Source organism: Sorangium sp. So ce124 (assembly GCF_051525235.1).
GTDB classification, from domain to species: Bacteria; Myxococcota_A; Polyangia; order Polyangiales; family Polyangiaceae; genus Sorangium; species Sorangium atrum.
The window spans coordinates 6,965,742-6,983,823 of sequence record NZ_CP150312.1 but is presented as its reverse complement, the minus strand read 5'-3'; the positions used below and the strand labels follow the sequence as shown (position 1 = coordinate 6,983,823).

Here is an 18,082-nt window from a genome sequence, read left to right as displayed (position 1 = left end):
AGCCGCGCGGCTCACGCCTTCCGCGCGGCGGCGATCCAGAACCCGCCGAGCTGCGCGAGCGGCGTGTCGCACAGCGCCCACTCCGCCCCGCGCAGGAGGCGCCCGAGGCCGGGCACGCGCATCGCGGCCGCGAACGGCGTCACGATGCGCACCCCGCGCGAGGCGACGACGCGCACGCCGTCCGGCATCAGGGCGGCGGCGGCGCTGGGCGCGTCGAAGCGCGTGAACACGGCGCTCTCCCGGGTCGCGTCGCTGATGGCGCCCGCCGGGCCGAGCCGCTTCACGAGCCCGCGCAGGCTGTAAGGGTTGTAGAACTCGGCGATCACGTGCCCGCCGGGCCGCACCACCCGCGCCATCTCCGACAGCGCGCGGCGGACGTCCTCCACGTGGGCGAGCACCTTGAACGAGCACGCGACGTCGAAGCTCTCGTCGGCGAACGGCAGGTCGGTCGCGCTCCCCTCCACGACGTCGAGACCGCGCTCTCGGGCGCGCTCGAGCATGCCGGGCGAGAGATCGACCCCGCGCGCGGCGCGCGCGAACGCGCGGATCCGCGCGAGCAGGAGCCCGGTCCCACACCCCACCTCGAGCACGTCGCGGCCCTCGCCGAAGCGGCGCACGAAGTCGACCTCGAGCGCGTCGACGAGGTCGTGGTAGCCCCCGGGATCGCGCCCTCCGCGCCGGGCTTCGTAGCGCGCCGAGAACTCGTCGTAGTACGCCCGCGTCGCGCGCAGGCGCTCGTCCGTGCCGACCTCTGCCGTCTGGGCTCCCATGGGCCCGCTATAGTACTCCGCGCCGCGGGCTGCCCGTGTTCCTTGCGCTCCTTGCGCTCCGTGCGCTCCTTGCGATTCACCGCGCCGGGCCGCATCTCTCCTGCGAGGTGACCCATGAAACCCGGCGACCATCCCGATTTCTTCCGCTTCGCGCCGCCCCCAGGGACCTCCCGCGAGAGCTCGATCCGGCTCGATCGCGAGGGCCGTTTCTGGCACGACGGCGCCCGGGTCGACCATCCGGCGATCGAGCGCGGGCTCCGGTCCTGGATCGGGCGGCACCCGGACGACGGCCGGCCGATCCTCACGAACGGCTACGACTGGTGTTACTTCCAGGCCGACGACGCGCCGCTCTTCGTCGACGCGCTCCGGATCGGCGAGGGCGGCGCGGTCTCGCTGCTCCTGTTCGACGGCACGGAGGAGCCGCTCGATCCGGCGACGCTCTCCCTCGGCGAGGACGGCGTCGTGTACGCGCGCGCCCGGGGCGGCGCGCTCGAGGCGCGCTTCTCACGCCATGCGCAGACGCAGCTCGCCCCGCTGCTCGTCGAGGCCGAGCCGCCCACGCTGCGCGTCGGCGGTCGCGAGGTCACGCTGCCCCCGCGGGCCGCGCGCTAGCCCCGCGCGCCGGAGATCCAGAGAGGGATCGCTGTCCCGCGGGGCCGAGGCGGCCGCGCTCGGCTCAGTATCGGTACTGCCAGAGCAGGTCGAGCATGCCCGAGGTCGTCTGGCGCTCGTCGACGCCCACCGTGCCGCGGAGCGTCCAGTGCTCGTTGAAGCGCCAGTCGATGGTGACCTCGGTCCGCGTTCCGCGCTCGCTCGCCGTCCCGCCGGGGGTCGGCCCGCTCGATGCCGCCGAGGCGCTCTGCTGCGCGCCTTCCTGGAAGGTCGCCTGCGCCGTCAGGTTGTCGCTCAGCCGGTAGACCACGCTCGTCCGCAGCGTGCCCTCCGACGTCGTCCCGAACCGCGTCGTCAGCCCGCGCAGCGGCGCGATGCCGCTCAGCAGCGCGTTGAACTGCGCCGCCGCGATCTCGCTGCCGACCGACGCCGCGACGCCGCCGGCCGCGAGGCCCGCGGGGGTCTCGGCGCCCGCGGCCTGCGCGCCCTCCGAGAAATCGGCGCCGAACAAGAGCCGCGCGAGGATGTCCTGCTGCGAGCTCGGCGGGCTCGAGGTGAAGCGCAGCGACCTGTCGGTGATGGGCCGGAGGTTGCCGTTGAAGTCGACGTGGATGCGCGTGCCGTCGGGGGCGTCCCAGTGCGCGGTGACGTTCAGGTGCGGGTTCGACGCCTCCTCCTCGCGCAGGCGCACGCGCCCGCCCTCGATCTCGAACGCCTTGCCGTAGATCTCGAGCTCGCCCCGCGTGACCTCGATGCCGCCCGACACCCGCGTGTCCTCGCCGATCACGACGCGCGGCGGCGCGTCCTCGGCGCCCCTCAGGCGCAGCCGTAGCCCCGCGCCGCTGACGAAGGCGTCGCGCACGTCGAACGTCACGGTGTAGCGGAGCGCGTCCGCCGCGCGCCGCTGCTTCTCCGGCCCGAGCGGGTGCGAGACGGAGATGTCGGGGTTGTCGTCGAGCGGCTGGACGTCGCGGCTGCTCGTGGCCGGCAGCGAGACGCGGAGCGTGGGGACCTCCGGAACCGTCACGTACAGCGCGAGCTCGCCCGGCTTCTTCTCCGCGATGAACGACAGCGCCCCGGAGGCGGTCCCGAGCGGCACCCCCTCGAGCGTGAGCGGGAGGGCCTGGTCCTCGGCGATGGTCAGCGCCCCGGCGCCGTCGCGCAGCGCGAGCCCGGCGAGCCGGAACAGGGCCCAGCCCTGCGCCATCCCGGTCGTGCCCGCCGCGCGGAAGCCCTCGATCCGGAGGACGCCGCCCTCGGCCGTGATGCGGGCGGCCACGTCGCGCAGCTCCTGCCCGAGCTCCGGGATGTGCACGACGCCGTCCGTGACCTGCAGCTGGGCGCGGAGGTTCCCGTCGGCGTCGGACGGGCCGCCGAGCTCGATGCGGAGGTTGCCGTCCAGCATCCCATCGACCTTGCTCAGCAGGCCGCCGACCAGCGGCTGGAGCGCCGCGAGCCGGAAGCGCTCCGCGGAGAGGGCGAGGTCCGTGCGCTCGCCGTCGAGGACCGGGATGAACCCGTCGCGGAAGCGCACGCTGGCGAAGGCGTTCGCGCGGATCTTGCCGCCGCGCCGGCCCTCGAGGGCGAGCTCGGTGACGCGGAGGTTCCCGCGCCCGGCCTCCCGCATCGGGTCGATCCGCAGCGCGAGCACGCCGCGCTCGAAGGCGAGGTCGTTCCCGAGCGTGACGCCCGGCACCGTGAGGCGCGCCTTGAGCGACGGCGCGATGTTGAGGCCGCGCATCTCGATCTCGCCGCTCACGCGCCCGGCGATGCCGCTGTCGGCGAGCAGGGGGATCTCGCCGAGCGGGACCTCGCGCAGCGTCGCGCGGAAGGAGCCGGTCCACGCGGGGGGCGGAGGCGCGCCTTTGCGCGCGCGCGCCGGGACGCCCCCGAGCAGGCGTTCGAGCGGCGCGAGCACCTCGGCGCTCACGGTCGCGATCTCGGCCGCGCCGCGCGTGACGTGCGCGTCCAGCGTGGCCCTCTCGCTGTCGTAGGTGAGCCACGCGTCGAGGTCGGTGGGGAACAGGAGATCCGTCGCGTCCGAGGCGCCCGGCGGCGCATAGGTGAAGCCCCACCAGAGGGTGCGCGCCGTCAGGAACGGACGCTCGATCGTGCCGCTGGCGTACGCGTCGATCCGCACCTCGCCGGCGAGCGGCGGGAGCGCCTCGCGCACGAACGAGGGCAGCGTGGCGAGCTGGTCCATCGCGCGCCGCGGGATGGAGGCGTGCGCGGCGATGGGCGAGCGCAGGAGCGACGACCACCGGTCAGCGAGTGGCCCCGTGAGCGCCTCGAGATCGAGGTCGATGGTGCCGGAGACGTCGGCGAGCAGCCCGCCGTCGTACAGGGTCAGGGCGGCGTCTGCCCTGCCTGTTGCGCCGCTGAACGAGCCCTTGAGCTGCGCGTCGACGAAGCGCGACTCCCAGGCCGGGCGCTCGGCATCCAGCCGATGCGGCCCCGCGAGCGCGAGGCCGTGCGTCCGCACGAGCACGTCGTTCAGCGAAGGCAACGGCTCGCCGGCCGCGCGCGACACCCGGAAGCGGGTCGTGAGCTTGCCGCGCACCTCGCTCACGATGTGGCCGATCGGCATGAGCTGCGCGAGGCACCCGAGGTCCCAGTCGTCCGCGGCGACCTCGGCCTTCCCGACCAGGGTGGTCCAGGTCTCCGCGCGCAGGAGGGGCCCGTCCAGCGTGCCCTCGGCGCCGGACACGCGCACGCTCGCGAGGGTGCCTGCGCACCGCGGCAGGGCGCCGTTCCACGCGCCGTTCGGCGGCTGCCCGCCGTTCCCGTTCGGTTGCGGCGATTTCGCGTCGATGCGCACGGACCCGTCGGCCTTGACCTGGTCGCGCTCGAAGGTCGCCGTGAGCTCCGCCGAGATGCCGGACAGGAACGCGATCTCGCCCCCCGTGAGGCCGAGCCGCACGTGGCCCGAGCGCCCGCGCTCGCGGTCCCGATCGAGCGCGACGTCGACCTCCGCGCGCCCGCGCACGCGGAGCGGGATCCCGAGCATCCGGGCCACGCGGCCGACGTCGATGCCGTCGCCCCGGAGGCGCCCGGTCACGTCATCGCCCCGCACCGCGAGCCGGCCCTTCAGCGAGCCGAGCTCGGCCGAGGAGAGATCGAGCCCCTCGACGGCGAGCCCGCCGGCCGAGGGGCTGATCGCCTTGATCTTCCCCGCGACCGCGGCGCCGTCGCGCTTCAGCTGGAGCTCGACGTCGCGGAGGGCGAGGGGAGTGGAGCTCAGCCGAGCGGAGGCGCTCAGGGAGTCGTCGCCGTCGGTGATCGTCGCGCGGAGCTTCGGCGAGGCGAGCGGGCCGGAGATCTGCGCGGTGACCTCGTCGAGCGTGTGGCCGCCGGCGAGCGCCTCCTTCCCGGAGAGCGAGGCGTCGATCGAGAGCGCGTCGATCGGCCCGGAGACCCGCCCCGCGACGCGCGCGCTGGCGAGCGCGACGTCCGGGCCGGCCCGGAGCCCGGCGAACGCGCCCTCGACGCGCGCGTCGAGCGCTCCCGCGCGGAGGCTCCCCTCGACGCGCACGCGGCCGGCGCCGTCGACCGACCCGGCGAGGCGTGGCGCCGCGGCGATCGCCGGGATGTCGGCCGTCGCCGCGAAGCGGAGGCCCTGGCCGCCTGGCAGGAGCGAGACGGCGGCGTCGATCGGAGCGCCCGGCTCGTGGAGGTGCACGCGCGCGTCGAGCTCGCCGCGGTCGAGGACGAGGTGGACGTCCGCCGCCGGCACGCGCTGCCCGAGCAGCGTGGTGGGCTCGGTCCGCGCCTCGACGGAGAGCCGGAGCAGGTCCCCGAGCTCGACGCGCACCCGGCCGTCCGCGGTGAGCAAGGGCGCCGCGTCCGCCGGCCCGGAGCCGCGCTCCGGCGCGGGCTTCGCCGCGGCAGCGCGGGCGGGCGCAACGCGGGGCAGGGCGGGCGCCAAGCGGGGCAGGGCGCGTACGCCGCGGGGCAGGGTGGGCGCGGCCGGGACAGGCGCCGTGCCCTTCTGCGTCTGCGCCGCGCCGGCCGGGACGGGCGCCGCGCCCGTCTGCGTCGGCGCCGCGCCGCTCGCCGCATCGGGCGAGAGGCGCACGCCGAAGAGCCGCAGATCCACGTCGCGCGCCTGCACCTCCGCGTCGAGCCGCACGGGCCCCGCCACGTCGAGCCGCCCTGTGAGGGCGAGGCCACCGCCCGCCGGGCCGGCAGCGTCTGCCGAGGCCGACGCCACCACGTCGAGCTGAGGGAGATGGCCGTTCACGGCCACGCGCGCGGAGATCGGCTCGGTGAGGGGGTGATCCGGGAGGAGGCTCCGCAGCTGCTCCGGCGTGGCGCGCGGGACGCTCGCCTGCGCCTCGAGGTGCTCCTCGTCGAGCACGGCCCGCGCGGTGACCTCGACGTCGGCGAGCCGACCGGCGAAGCTGCTCCACATCCGGACCTTGTCCCCGGCGCGGAGGTGGTAGTTCGCCGTGCCCGCGGTCCTGGCCGGCAGGAACGCGCGATCCACGAGGCCCGTCTGATCGACGTCGACCGCGACGCCCTCCGGGCCGACGTGCACCGACCCGAAGAGCCGGCTGACGTCGGCGTCCAGCGCGCGCGGCGGAGCGGCCTGCCCGTGGACCCACCCGCGCCCGATCTCGACGTGCGAGAGGGCGACGACGACGTCGCGCGGAGGCCCGCCGGGCGCGGACGAGGGCGGGCTTCGCGGCGGCAGCGGCGTGAACGTGTCGCCGAGGGTGACGCCCCCCGCGCCGTTGTCCTGGACCAGCACGTCGGCCTGCTCGACCCGGATGTACGGGATCTCGATGCGGAGCGGGCCCGCGCCGAAGAGCGCGCCGCGGAGCATCGGGAGCACGTCCGCGCGCGCCTCGAGGCCGCTCGCGCGGATCACCTTGTTCCCCCGTGGATCGAGCGCGACCGCGGATCGGATGCGCACGCCGCTCAGGCTGAGCGCGTCGATCTCGTCGGCGACGATCCGCCCCTGGAACAGCGAGCCGAGGAGCCGGTTCGTGGCGTCGCGGGCCACGCGGCGCGCGGCGGGCGTGTCGAGGTGGAGCGCGACGCCGACGGCCGCGGCGCCCGCGAACGTCAGCGTGAGCCCGAGCGCCGCCGCGACGGCGGAGGCAGCGCGGCGCACGCGTCCCGGCGCGCGCGGCGGCGAGGAGCGCCGCGCCTCGGGTGCGGGGTCGGGCGTCACGGCGGGTAGCTTAGTACGCACGGGGCGTGGCGACCGTGCTGACGCGCGGCGCGACGGCGGGCGGCGGAGGAATACCGCGCCGCCGGGTCGAGCCCCGCGGGGGCGCGTCCGAGCCGGATCCACGCGCGCCGCAGGGAAGCCCTCGCCGGAGCGCCGCGACCTGCGACACGCCGCCACGGTGTGCGCCCGAGGCGCGCCGGAGCGGAGCGGTCAGCCGGCGAGCCGCTCGAGCTCCACGAAGAGCGAGCCGAGCTCCGGCTTCGATCGGAGCGGCGCGCAGAAGCGGCTGGCCAGGTGGAGCAGCTCGGCGTCGAGCTGATCGACCCTCCGCCCGATCTCGGCGATGCGCTCCTGGGACTCCCGGCGCCGCGCCTCGAGCTGCCTGTCGAGCTCTTCGAGGCGCTCGCGCAGCTTCTTGATCTGCGCGTCCACCTCGGCCACCTCGTGCTCGCGGGCGATCGCCTCGCTCTCCGCCTCGTAGTCCGCCTTGCGCGACGCGTACCAGCCCTCGACGAGCTCGGCCAGCCTGCGGTAGCTGGCGGCGAGCTCGAGGTAGGGCTCGGCGAACCCGCACCGGCCCTCCCAGCGCACGGCCTCCTTGTGCGCGATCAGCACCTCGGGGACGAACGCCTGCGTCGCCGCGTTGAGCGGCGCCACCCTGGCGCGGAAGGATCGGGCCTCGTCGCGCGTGAGCGAGGCGTCGACCGTGAGCGCATCCATCGCCCGTCCGATCTGCATCCGGCCGTCCCGCCACTCCTCGGCGACGCCCTCGAGGCGCCGCTGCTCGTCGAGGGCCCTCGAGCGGAGGTCGGCGTGCTCCCGCACGACGCCGCGCAGCGCGTCGAGCTGCCGCTGGATGTCCGCCGGCGCCGACGCGCCGAACGCGCGGGCCGTCATCCGCTCGAACAGCTCGAGCCGGCTGACCCAGGGATCGCGCCCGGCGCCCCTCGAGCGCACGGCCGAGTCGCGCGGCATCGCCTCCGGCGGCGGGGGGAGCGCGATCCGGCTCGCGGCCGCGATCTCCTCGAGCTCCGCGAGCACGCGGTACGCGTCGACGGGGCGCTCGGAGGGATCCTTCGCCAGCAGGGCGCTGACGAGGCGGTCGAGCGCGTCCGGCATCTCCGGAGCCAGTTCCTTGAGGTGCGGCGGCTGCTCGTTCATGTGCTTCAGGATCCAGCTCGCCGGATCCGGCGCGTCGAACGGCAGCCGCTGCGTGATCATCTCGAACATGATGACCCCGAGCGAGTAGAGGTCCGCCGGGGGGCCCGCGTCGATCGTCGTGCTGCGCTCGGGCGCCATGTACTGAGGTGTGCCGAAGATCTCGCCGAGGTTGGTGAGCCGCGCGTCCTGCGCGCAGCGGGCGATGCCGAAGTCGAGGAGCTTCACCCAGTCGCCCTTCAGCAGGAACACGTTCTCCGGCTTGAGATCGCGGTGAACGACGTCGAAGTCGTGCGCTCGGCCGAGGGCGCGCGCCATCTGCACCCAGATGGGCAGCGCCCGCGCGAGCGGCACCCGGCTGCGCTCCACCACGTCGGCGAGGCTCGTCCCCTGGAGCAGCTCCATCACGAGGAAGGGCAGCCCGTCGTCGGTGTCGCCCTGATCGAAGATCTCGATGATGTTCGGGTGCGCGAGCCGCTGGGCGTGCCGTGCCTCGCGCCGGAAGCGCTCCCGCGTCGTCGTGTCCTGCGCGAACTCGCGGTTCAGGATCTTGATGGCGCACGGGGTGCCGATCAGCTTGTTGTACGCCCTGTAGACCGTGGCCATCCCACCGATCCCGAGGCCCTGCTCGATGACGTAGCGGCCCGCGATCGACGTCCCGATGCGGGGATCCTTCTCGGAGACGAGCGACGAGCCGTCGATGAAGCAGAAGGCGCTGTCGGCCGGGTAACGCTGATGGCACTGCGGGCAGGTCTTCATAGCGGGCACGTCGGCTGCAAGGCTACACTCTACGGGGGGCCGCTCTCGAGGGTCAACGCTCGGCGCGCGCCTAGGCGCTTTGTCGAGTCGCGGTGTGCTGCGCTGCCTTGCCCTGCGTGATTCCGCGTAGCCCGGTGTCTCCTCGCGTGGCCCAGTGTCCTCTCACGTGGCTCACGCGTCTCCTCGCATCCTGCGGCCTCCCCTCGCGTCTCCTTGCGTCTCCTTGCGTCTCCTCGCGTCTCCTCGCGTGATTCCAGCGCGGTTTCCGCGTGATTGCCGGCGGTGCGGCGCGCGCCGCGCGGGGGCGCTCCGCGGTATGTTCTCGTGACGTCATGGACGAGGCTCCCTTGCGCGCAGTGGTGATCGGCTCTGGCGTCGGCGGTGCTGCCGCGGCGCTCCTCCTTGCGCACGCCGGCATCCCGACCCTGCTCGTCGAGAGGGAGCGCCGCCTGGGCGGCTCCTCTGCCGCTTACGAGAGGGACGGGTTCCGTGTCGACACAGCCACGCACATGCTCGGCTGTGGCGAGCAGGGCCCGCTCGGCGATGTGCTCCGCCGCGTGGGCCAGGGCGACGCGATCACCTTCCGGCAGGACGACGAGCCGGCGGTGCTCTGTTTCGCGGGCGCCCGCGCCGGGGCAGCGCGCGCTCGCCGCGTCGTCCTGCAAGCCGAGCTCCTCCGGCTCCCCGGGGCCGCCCTGGATCTCGCGCGCGGCCTCGACCTCACGCCGCTGGAGGCCGCGGGCGCCGCGCGTCTCTTCGCGCACGCGGCGGCGATGCGCGACGTCGATCTTGCGGCGTGCGACGACGTGACGGCCGAGGCGTACGTGGCCCGCTTCATTCCGCGCGCCGCGGCCGCCGCTCGGCTCGGCGGGCTGCTTGGCCTGCCGCTGCTGCTGCCAGGGACCGAGGCATCGGCGGGCGAGGCGCTGTTCTCCTTGCGCCGGCTCGCCCGCGCCGGCCGGCAGCGTTATCCCGAGGGCGGCGCGTCGCGGATCCCCGAGGTCTTCTGCCGCTTGGCCCGGGAGCTCGGCGCTGCCGTGTGGACGGGCACGATCGTGCGCCGCGTGCTGGTGCGCGATCGTCGCGTGCGCGGCGTCGAGCTCGAGGATGGAACGGTGCTCCCCGCGCGGATCGTGGTGAGCGCGGCCGGGCTCCAGCGCACGGTCTCGGGCCTCGTCGGCGAGCCGCACTTCCCCGACGCCTACGTGGCGCGCGTCCGTGCGATCACGCCGCGGCCGAGGCTGATCGAGGTCAAGATGGGGCTGCGCAGGCGGCTCGTCGGGGCGGGCGCGCTCGCCGGTCTCGCCGGCGGCGTGGGCGCGCCGGCGCTCCCGTTCTACTGCCTCGCGCCGACGCGCTTCGACCCGTCGCTCGCGCCGCCCGGGCATGAGCTCCTCTGCGCGTGCGCCGTACCTGGTGGGAGCGGCGGCGCCTCGCGCGGTGGACCCGGCGCGACGGTCGACGAGCTCCTGCGCGCGCTGTCGGCGGCGGTCCCCGGCCTGCTCTCCCAGGCGATCTTCATCGACGGATCCCCAGCGGACGGAGGTCGAGAGGCGTGCGCTCCTGGCGGCGAGATCGCGGCGGGGACAGCGCAGACGCCGGGCCAGGTCGGCCGCGCGCGGCCGGCGGTGTACACGCCCGTGCGGGGGCTGTACCTCGCAGGGCGCGCCGCCGGAGGGCGCGGCGCGGGGATGGATCTCGCCGCCTCGAGCGCGATGGAGTGCGTCGACCGCATCCTCGTCGATCTCGGCCGCGATCCCGGCGCGCCCGCGCCGCCCGCGCTGATCGACATCGCCGGCGATCTGCTCGGGCGCGCCGCGGGCTCCTCCGTATCGTGGCTCACCCGCCCCCGCTAGAGCGACGGTCACCCGCTTCGGATACGGGCCCATCTCGACGTTTTCGGTGCTCAGCGCACTGGAGTGCGCTTGCGCGCCGAAAACGCCGATCTGGGCCCGTCTCCTGTGCGGGTGACCGTCGCTCTGCTGTTTCCTGTGCGGGGGTGACCGTCGCTCTGCTGTTTCCTGTGCGGGGGAGAGCGTCGCTCTGAGCTGTAGGGGGCAGAGGTCTGAGCTGTAGGGGGCAGAGGTGGGCGGAAAACGCTCTGGCCCCGCGCTTCAGCGCGTGGTCGTGCTGCCGCGGTTGCCCCGCGCGAGCGCGTCGAGCGGCAGCTTCTGATCCTCGAACACGGCGTCGAGCTCCTCGCTGCCCCGCTCTCGCACGCCTGAGCGCGGCGACAGCTCGGGGCGCACCGAGGACGCTGGGGCCATCCGCGCCGACAGGGGGGCCATCGTCTTGATCGACGGCGGGGGCTCGGCGCCCGGGAGCATGCCGGGCGGGACGGAGCGGACGGAGGGAGGCGAATTCGCCATCGTGCGCAGGGACGGCGGGCTCGGCAGGCTGCGCCTGGAGGAGGGCGGCCCAGCTTGCCCGCTCGACGGCATCGGCGTGGGCCGGCGCGCCGCAGGGCCCCCCGGCAGAGGGCGCGACGAGGGGACCGGCGGCGCGCTCGGCTGCGCGCGCGTCGACGGAGGTGGACCCGACAGGAGCTGTGAGCGCATCGACGGGGGCGGGCTCGACAAGGGCTCGGGGCGCGACGACGGGGGCAGGCTCGACAGGCGGCCGCTCGCGGCGGTCTCCGCGTGCGCAACCGCGGGGCTCGAGAACGGGCGGGCGGAGGGCGGCGGTGTCGATTGCGACCCGCCCGGCGCGTAAGCGCTCGGCTGCGTGCGCGCCAGCGGCGGCGCCGAGGGCACCGGCGGCGGGGAGCGGAACGACGGCGGCGCGCTCGACGGGGGCACCGGGGTGAGCGCGTGGCTCGCGAGGGGCGCCCGGGCCGACGGCGGGGCGGCGGAGCGCGCCGAGGGCGGCGGCAGCGTGCTGTGGCTCGTTGACGTCTCGCGGACCCGCGGCGCGAGGCGGGGATCGGCGCTCGCGCCTGCCCTCTGCTGTGCGCGCGAGTCCCCGCCCGAGGACCCCTTGGAGCCGAAGGTCTCGCTGCGCTGCGCCCCGATCATCGTGTAGCGCCCGCCGCCCTCGTCGCGCCGCCCCGTGTCGCGCTGCGCGTTCATCTCGCGCGTCTCGCGCAGCGCGCCGTTCAGCATCGCTTCGAGCTCTCGCTCGCTGACCTCCTCGTCGAGCCGGAGCAACGTCGAGTGGACGTCCCGGGCGAGCGCCTCGAAATCGGCCGGATCCCTTGCGTAGACGCTGTTGGACAGGAGGATCGCGAGCGGCCGCCGCTCGGCGGCGATCGTCGCGGCGGTGGCCGCATCGCAACGGTGCAGGAGCACCCCGCAGCCCGGCGCCACCGCGAGGCACAGGCTGAAAAGCGCCGGCCACGCGGGATCAAGGACCACAAGAATGCTGGGCACATGAAGCGGGGTTGCGGTGATCTGCGCGCGACGGTCCATGGCAGCCCGAGGATAAACGAAACTGCCGGAGCGATCGTAGTTCTCTTTCTCTGAATCGGTCATTTTTACTCTGCTTGTACGTTCTGCGATGAGGCCAGAGGCGTCGATCTCCTACAGCTCTGTTGCGTGTGCGCCATTCGTTGCGGCGTCGCGTCATCACGTCGTCGCGTCGTCGCGTCGTCGCGTCGTCGCGTCGTCGCGTCATGGCGTCACGGCGTCGTCGTCGTGACATCGACCTTTCGGCTCCCGCGTCCACCCGGTGCGCGTCCTGCACCGGGCGGGCGCGAGCGCCGCGCGCCCCCCGCCGGGATGAGCGGCGGAGGGCGCGCGGCGCGGCAACGCCGGTGTCGCAGTGGGCGTCGCGGTGGGCGCCGTGGGCTCGGTGGACGCCGGGAGATGATGTGGTGCGATGCCTGCGCGGCGCCGCCTCGCTCCGCGGCGCCGCGATCACAGCCCGGTGTAGATGGTGGCGAAGGACGCCGCCTCGCCGCGGAGGAGCAGGCTGAGCCGCGGGTTCGGCACCTTGAAGGTGTGAATCTTGGCGTTCCGCACGTCGAGCACCGCGAAGGCGCCGCCCGGCGTGCTCTCTGCGAGCCCGTTCATGAGCAGGTTCAGCACGACCGAGACGCGCTTGGACGACAGGGGCTCCCCGCGGAAATACATCTTGATGACATGCGGCGTCCCATCGATGACGAGCCCGAGCTCCGGGTTGACGTTGATCTCGAGATCGCCGAGGCGATACGTCGACGCCGGCGGCTCGAACCACGTCATCTTCGTCGAGGCGAGGAACTTGCGATATCCGTTCACCACCGACGGGTAGATGCGGCGGCGCCGCTCGTCGTGCTGCGCGGCGAGGAAGCCGTCGAGCACGCTGGTGGGCTTTCCGCTCCTGTGCATGTCGACGATCGCCTCTCGCACCTGCCTGTAAAAGTCCGTGTGGAGCTCGTCCTTCCGCTCCTTGAACTCCCTGACGCCCGTCAGCTTGGGCGTCCCGGCCTTGAGAACGAAGTCGACAAAGTACGTGAGCGAGATCTTTTCCATGAAGTCTCCTCCAAAACGAAGCATTCCGGCGCGCCATTTACACGCTCATGCGAGAGACACGCCGTCGCGCCGCGTCCTTGATGTCTACCATGGATAGTCATCTTCGACCCGTCGGGAAAGGGATCGATCGGACGGACATTGTCCCAACCTGTCAGGGGCGGACGGCGGGGGCTGTGGCCGGAAAAAATATAGTAATTACGGTTAGTTGCATTGTCTGGTAGGCGCCGGTTCACCCCGCGGCGCGGGGTTCCGCTAGGCTGCCCGAATGGCCATGACGAGAAGAGGCTTGCGCGGCGATGGTAATCGACAGAATCCAGCTGTTGTCCAGGGGATGTCCTGTGGAGAACTCCTGTGGAAAACTGGAGAGGCGGGGGCGTTATCGAGGTGTCGACCCGGTCGGACATGGTCTGTCATAACCACGCCCGCTTCGGCGCTTGACGCCGCTCGCGGGCGGGGGACGGCGCCGGACGCTCCCCCTCGCGCAGGCGGATCGGCCGAGGGGCCTCGATCTGGAGGGGGGCATCGATGATCGACGTCAGGCCCGAGCGCGCGGGGGATGAAGCGGGGATACGCGCCGTTCACCTCGCGGCATTTCCCTCGGCGCTCGAGGCGGATCTCGTGGACAGGCTGCGGGACGCGGGGCGCGCGGCCGTGTCGCTCGTCGCGGAGACGGACGCGGGCATCGTCGGACATGTCCTGTTCAGCCCCGTGACGATCGCCGGCGACGGCGTCCCCGGCAAAGGCGTCGGCCTCGCGCCGCTCGCGGTCTCACCTGGGCTGGAGCGCCGCGGCATCGGCTCTTCGCTGGCGCGACGGGGGATCGCGGCGTGCAGGGACGCCGGCTTCGCGTTCGCCGTCGTCCTCGGATCGCCCGAGTACTACGCGCGGTTCGGGTTCAAGAAGGCAAGCCTGTACGGCCTCGGCAACGAGTACGCGGCGGATGAGGCGTTCATGGCGATCGAGCTCGCGCACGGAGCGCTGGAGCGCGCCCGAGGCGTGGTCGTCTATAGCCCCGAGTTCGCCGTCTTCGCGACCTGAGCCCGGGTCCGGCGTCTTCACGACTGATCTCGCGTCCTCTCCGCCAGATCGCCTTGCCCGTCCCGACGGCGGCCCCACCCGCGCGCTCCGCGCTCCGCCGCCGACCACGTGACGATCGGGCTTGCTGACATACATTTGTGAATGTATATGAAGTGGGTGCGACGGACGAAGGAGGAAGCAGCGGCGACCCGCGAGCAGATCCTCGACGCGGCGCTGCGCGTCTTCAGCCGCAGGGGATACTCGGCGGCGACGCTGCAGGACGTCGCGGCGGAAGCCGGGCTGACGCGGGGCGCGGTCTACTGGCACTTCAAGGGCAAGGTGGAGCTCTACTCGGCGCTGATCGGCGAGCGCTGCGCCAAGGCGAACGAGGTCTTCGCCGAGGCGCTGTCGCCCCGGTACTCGCCGCTCGAATCGATCGAGCGCCTGCTCACGCGATCGCTCGAGTACCTCGAGGAAGATCCGGAGTACCGCGCGGTCCTCTCGATCACGCTGTTCAAGACCGAGCTCACGCCCGAGCTCGAGCCAGGATTCCAGCAGAAGATCGCGAGCGCGCGCCGCCTGGTCGACATGGTCGCCGACCTTGTGCGCAAGGGCATCGCGGCCGGCCAGATCGACCGCGCCACCGACCCGAGGGCTGCCGCCCTCGCGGCCGTCAGCCTCGTGCACGGAGCGACCGCGCTGCACCTCATGGACCCGAAGGTGCTGGAGTCGAGGGCCGTCGTGCGCCGCATGGTCGCGACGTTCCTGCGCGGGCTCCGGCGCTGAGGGCGGTTTTTTTGTGTCGATTTACATACATCCGTGAATGTTTTCTGGAGGTGAGGTCATGTTCCTCAGGGAGTACTGGTATGTTGCCTGTGCGTCCTCGCAGCTCGGGGATGCCCCTCGTGCGGTCCGGGTCCTCGATCGGGACATCGTCGTATTTCGCGGAGGCGGCCGCCGTCCCCGCGCGCTCGCGGATCGCTGCTGCCACCGCGGCGTCAAGCTGTCTCTCGGGCGCGTGACCCAGGGAGCGCTGGCGTGCGGATACCACGGCTGGAGATACAGCGGCGGCGGCGAGTGCGTGCACATCCCGTCGCTCGCGGGGGGCAGGCGCATCCCCGAGAGGTGCGGTGTCCCCGCGTTCCCGTGCGCGGAGCAGGACGGGTATGTGTGGGTCTGGCTCGGCGAGAGCCACGGCGGAGCGCCGCCGCCAGCGCCGAGCATCGACGGCTTTGCGGCGCACCGCTGGGATCAGGGCTCGGTGGAGCTCGGGTGCGCCTCCATCAAAGGCCTGGAGAACAACCTCGACTGGTGTCATCCAGCGTTTGCGCACCCGTGGACTCACTGGCAGTTCTACACCGCGCTGTTCCGCGGCCTGCGCGAGGAGCTCCTCGAGCTGCGGCCGGCGCCCGACGGGATGACGCTGCGCGGGCCGGTCCGCGAGGACGGCGGCGCGCCCGGGCAGCGGTCGCTGCAGACGCTGCTCTCGTTCAAGCTCCCCGACCGCGTCGAGGTGCGCTCGCTGGGAGGCCCCTCGCGCCGGATCGTCCTGCACTTCGTCCCGACCGCGCCCGATCGGTGCCGCCTGGAGTGGATGATCGCGAGGGCGTTGCCCTTCGGGGCGCGCGTGCGTTTTCGCCAGGAAGAGCCGGCGATCCTCCGGCAGGACCGGATCCTCCTGGAGAGCGCGGAGCTCGCCTGCGCGGAACCGGGGGCCCTCCGCGAGCACCACGTCGAGGCGGACGCGCCAGCGCTGCTCCTGCGCCGCATCCTCGAGTCGGCGGCGCGCGGCGAATGGGAGCAGAGGCGAGCGAGCCTGCCGGAGCGGCGGGTGATCCGCGTGATGGCGTGACGGCCCGTCCGCGCAGGCTCCAGGCCTGGAAGACCGAGCTCCAGCGGCGCTGTGGGGGAGGGCGGGCGGGGTCCGGCGCACGAGGCGCGGCAGTCTTGCGGCGCCGCGCGGCGGACGGGAGGCGTCCGGCTCAGGGGGACGCGGCGGACCGGTCGGGCGCTGTGGCCGCGCGCCACGCGGCGGTCGCATCCAGACCGTGCTCGCCGAAGCGAGGGACGTAGTCCCGCTCCACGGCGCGCTCGAGGATCTCGCCGTATCGAGCGGGCGCCATCAGGCCCCAGGCGCGGTCGTCGTCGGAGATCGCCGCGCGCCTCGCGCCGCCAGGGGGCATGTAGCTCCTGCGCAGCCGCGTGAACATGGCGTGGAGCTCGCGCTCCACCAGCTGCCTCACGGCCGGCGCGCACGGCTGCTCGAGCAGGTAACGGAGCAGCGTCCAGCCGAAGTCGCGGTGCCGCACCTCGTCGCGCAGGATGCGGTCGAGCGCCCGGCGCGCGACCGGCACGGTGCACCCCTCGCGGAGCACCTTGAAGAGCGGGACCGCGACCGTCTCTCCCAGGCAGAACACCTCCACGCCCGCCCGGGCGACGGCCACCTCGAGCGCCTCGTCTCCGTTGCTCCTGAGCCCGAGCGTCTCGCGGCGGAGCGCCGGCAAGGCGCCGCCGCCCGCGCGGGCGTGGACGCGATGGCTGAGGCGCGCGTGCGCGAGCTCGTCCTTGACGATGCGGAGGCCGTCGTCGATGAGATCCGGCGATGCGCCCATCTGGATCAGCCAGAGCGTGAGGTGCTGTGTGATCGCCGCCGAGCGGTACTCGGCCTCGACGCGCCGCCCCCACTCGGCGCGCACCGCGTCGCTCGCGGGCGGGAGGGGGGCGCGCTGCCCGCGCGGCGCCTCTGCGTCAGCGGCGCTGTCCTGCTCTGCGTCGGGGGCGTCCTTCATGGGATCACGCTAGGCGGGGAGTCCGGGGGCGGCAAGGCGGGAGACGGGCGCTCGCCGCCCCTGGAGGAGCTCACGGCGACGCGCTCGGGCGCCCGCCCGGCGGCGCGCACACCTTCACCGTCGAGCCGCAAGCGTCACAGGCCTGCTTGTAACAGGGGTTGATGACGAGTTCCTGGCAGCGCGTCCCCCCCGGACACGCCTCGTCGACCTCGCAACCCTGGCTCGGGAAGCAGCCCGCCTGGGCCAGCACGGGTGTCTCCGAGGCGTCGCCGCAGCCTGGCGTGAGCCAGCGACACGCCGGCCCGAGGTTGGCGCACGCATCCTCGGTGGCTGCCGTGAGGCAGACCTCAGGGGGCGGCGGGTTGCAGAAGATCTCGGCTACCTGCCAGCTCCAGGTGTCCTTTTGCTGAACGCACTCGGCCTGGGTCGGCATCGGGCCGCAGCCGGTCATCATCTCGTAGGGGCAAGGCCCGGTCCCTCCCTCGCAGAGGTCCCCGTCGGACGGCATCTTCTCGGGGCACACAGGCGCCGGCGGGTTGCACGTCGGCACGACCGTCTCGGCCCACGTCCCGTCGTCACCGCACGTCAGCATCGTGGGGCAGCTCAAGGCGGGCGCGGCGTCCTCGTAGGGGCACCTCATCCCGGGCTGCACGCAGGCGCTGCCGGCCGCCGGCTTCTCCAGGGGGCACTCCACGGGCGGCGGGTTGCAAGCCGGCGCGTACGGCTCGGACCACGTGGCGTCGTCACCGCACGTCACCGTCGAGGGGCAACCGGTGGGCAGCGGCTCGTCATAGTTGCAGTTCATCCCGGGCTGCGCACACGCGCTGCCGGCCGCCGGCAGCGCCGGCGGGCACTCCGGCGGCGGAGGCGGGTTGCACGTCGCCGTGGGCGCCTGCTCCCACACACCGTCCGAACACGTGTAGTCGATGGGGCGGCCGCACCCGTCGTCGCCATAGCCGCACGAGAGATCGTCCACCTCGCAGCTCGATCCGACCGCGGGCGCCGACTCCGGACAGCTGCCGTCGCTCACCGTGGGAGTGCACCCCGGTAAGGCCATCGCGCCCGTGAGCGAGGCCGCCGCGGCGACGGTCACGATGAACGGCGCCTTCAGCACCTTTCGCTTCTTCTGCATGGCCATGGTTCGATCCGTCCTTTCTCTGGCACAGGTTGGCGCAAGGTTGCGTCCTCGCGCGCTCCGAGGCCGGGTCGAGCAAGCAAGGTGCCAGGGCCATCGATGGCCGAGCTCGGGGTCGTGATGGATGCCAGCAGGAAAGGAAAATGGCAGTCGTGGTGTGTCTCGTCGCGGTGCACAGGGGAGCGCGCGGGCGCCCTCCCGCTCGGGTCATGAGCCGA

General features: G+C 73.5%; 12 protein-coding genes. 5 read left to right on the top strand and 7 right to left on the bottom strand.

The annotated features are described in order from the left end of the window. Window positions 1-11: 11 nt before the first annotated feature. Complete coding sequence (locus tag WMF19_RS26085; RefSeq protein WP_437322591.1) at window positions 12-770, bottom strand: class I SAM-dependent methyltransferase; 759 nt, start codon at window positions 768-770, stop codon at window positions 12-14. A gap of 114 nt (window positions 771-884) precedes the next feature. On the opposite strand from WMF19_RS26085, the gene WMF19_RS26080 reads away from it, so the two are divergent. Continuing rightward, window positions 885-1,382 carry a hypothetical protein gene (locus tag WMF19_RS26080; RefSeq protein ID WP_437892810.1) on the top strand — a complete coding sequence of 166 codons (498 nt, stop codon included), beginning with the start codon at window positions 885-887 and terminating at the stop codon, window positions 1,380-1,382. A gap of 64 nt (window positions 1,383-1,446) precedes the next feature. On the opposite strand, the gene WMF19_RS26075 is transcribed toward WMF19_RS26080, so the two are convergent. Both WMF19_RS26075 and WMF19_RS26070 read right to left on the bottom strand, forming a co-directional pair. Further along, on the bottom strand, window positions 1,447-6,558 hold the full coding sequence (locus WMF19_RS26075) for a translocation/assembly module TamB domain-containing protein (protein WP_437892809.1): 5,112 nt from the start codon (window positions 6,556-6,558) through the stop codon (window positions 1,447-1,449). Window positions 6,559-6,768: 210 nt separating this feature from the next. Then, entirely contained in the window at window positions 6,769-8,475 is a 1,707-nt protein-coding gene (locus tag WMF19_RS26070; RefSeq protein ID WP_437892808.1) for a protein kinase domain-containing protein, read from the bottom strand. Window positions 8,476-8,831: 356 nt separating this feature from the next. Here WMF19_RS26070 and WMF19_RS26065 point away from each other — a divergent pair, with 356 nt between their 5' ends. Then, on the top strand, window positions 8,832-10,331 hold the full coding sequence (locus WMF19_RS26065) for a phytoene desaturase family protein (RefSeq protein WP_437901677.1): 1,500 nt from the start codon (window positions 8,832-8,834) through the stop codon (window positions 10,329-10,331). A 258-nt stretch (window positions 10,332-10,589) separates the two neighbouring features. Here the strand turns inward: WMF19_RS26065 and WMF19_RS26060 are convergent, their stop codons facing one another. Together WMF19_RS26060 and WMF19_RS26055 are read right to left on the bottom strand one after the other, a co-directional pair. Next, window positions 10,590-11,828, bottom strand: a complete 1,239-nt coding sequence (locus WMF19_RS26060; RefSeq protein ID WP_437901585.1) for a hypothetical protein — start codon at window positions 11,826-11,828, stop codon at window positions 10,590-10,592. A gap of 501 nt (window positions 11,829-12,329) precedes the next feature. After that, the gene (locus tag WMF19_RS26055; RefSeq protein ID WP_437322586.1) at window positions 12,330-12,923 is read right to left on the bottom strand and encodes a hypothetical protein; all 594 of its coding nucleotides are present in this window, start codon (window positions 12,921-12,923) and stop codon (window positions 12,330-12,332) included. Window positions 12,924-13,448: 525 nt separating this feature from the next. Between WMF19_RS26055 and WMF19_RS26050 the strand changes: the two genes are divergently transcribed. The 3 genes from WMF19_RS26050 (at window position 13,449) to WMF19_RS26040 (ending at window position 15,792) form a co-directional block, all read left to right on the top strand. After that, window positions 13,449-13,961, top strand: coding sequence for a GNAT family N-acetyltransferase (locus tag WMF19_RS26050; protein WP_437901584.1), 513 nt, complete (start codon window positions 13,449-13,451; stop codon window positions 13,959-13,961). Window positions 13,962-14,108: 147 nt separating this feature from the next. Next, on the top strand, window positions 14,109-14,726 hold the full coding sequence (locus WMF19_RS26045) for a TetR family transcriptional regulator (RefSeq protein WP_437901583.1): 618 nt from the start codon (window positions 14,109-14,111) through the stop codon (window positions 14,724-14,726). 58 nt (window positions 14,727-14,784) lie between these two features. Then, window positions 14,785-15,792 (top strand): Rieske 2Fe-2S domain-containing protein, encoded by a 1,008-nt coding sequence (locus WMF19_RS26040; protein WP_437901582.1) that lies wholly within the window; start codon window positions 14,785-14,787, stop codon window positions 15,790-15,792. A gap of 130 nt (window positions 15,793-15,922) precedes the next feature. On the opposite strand, the gene WMF19_RS26035 is transcribed toward WMF19_RS26040, so the two are convergent. Both WMF19_RS26035 and WMF19_RS26030 read right to left on the bottom strand, forming a co-directional pair. After that, window positions 15,923-16,729, bottom strand: coding sequence for a ferritin-like domain-containing protein (locus tag WMF19_RS26035; RefSeq protein ID WP_437901581.1), 807 nt, complete (start codon window positions 16,727-16,729; stop codon window positions 15,923-15,925). Between the two features lie 70 nt (window positions 16,730-16,799). Continuing rightward, a complete protein-coding gene (locus tag WMF19_RS26030) occupies window positions 16,800-17,861 on the bottom strand; it encodes a hypothetical protein (protein WP_437901580.1) in 1,062 nt (353 codons plus the stop codon). Window positions 17,862-18,082 lie beyond the last annotated feature (221 nt).

Bases quoted from the DNA above. Each gene is read 5' to 3' on its own strand.
- WMF19_RS26035 (WP_437901581.1), bottom strand. From the start codon at position 16,729: ATGAAGGACGCCCCCGACGCAGAGCAGGACAGCGCCGCTGACGCAGAG.
- WMF19_RS26085 (WP_437322591.1), bottom strand. From the start codon at position 770: ATGGGAGCCCAGACGGCAGAGGTCGGCACGGACGAGCGCCTGCGCGCG.
- WMF19_RS26045 (WP_437901583.1), top strand. From the start codon at position 14,109: ATGAAGTGGGTGCGACGGACGAAGGAGGAAGCAGCGGCGACCCGCGAG.
- WMF19_RS26055 (WP_437322586.1), bottom strand. From the start codon at position 12,923: ATGGAAAAGATCTCGCTCACGTACTTTGTCGACTTCGTTCTCAAGGCC.
- WMF19_RS26030 (WP_437901580.1), bottom strand. From the start codon at position 17,861: ATGCAGAAGAAGCGAAAGGTGCTGAAGGCGCCGTTCATCGTGACCGTC.
- WMF19_RS26050 (WP_437901584.1), top strand. From the start codon at position 13,449: ATGATCGACGTCAGGCCCGAGCGCGCGGGGGATGAAGCGGGGATACGC.
- WMF19_RS26040 (WP_437901582.1), top strand. From the start codon at position 14,785: ATGTTCCTCAGGGAGTACTGGTATGTTGCCTGTGCGTCCTCGCAGCTC.
- WMF19_RS26080 (WP_437892810.1), top strand. From the start codon at position 885: ATGAAACCCGGCGACCATCCCGATTTCTTCCGCTTCGCGCCGCCCCCA.
- WMF19_RS26070 (WP_437892808.1), bottom strand. From the start codon at position 8,475: ATGAAGACCTGCCCGCAGTGCCATCAGCGTTACCCGGCCGACAGCGCC.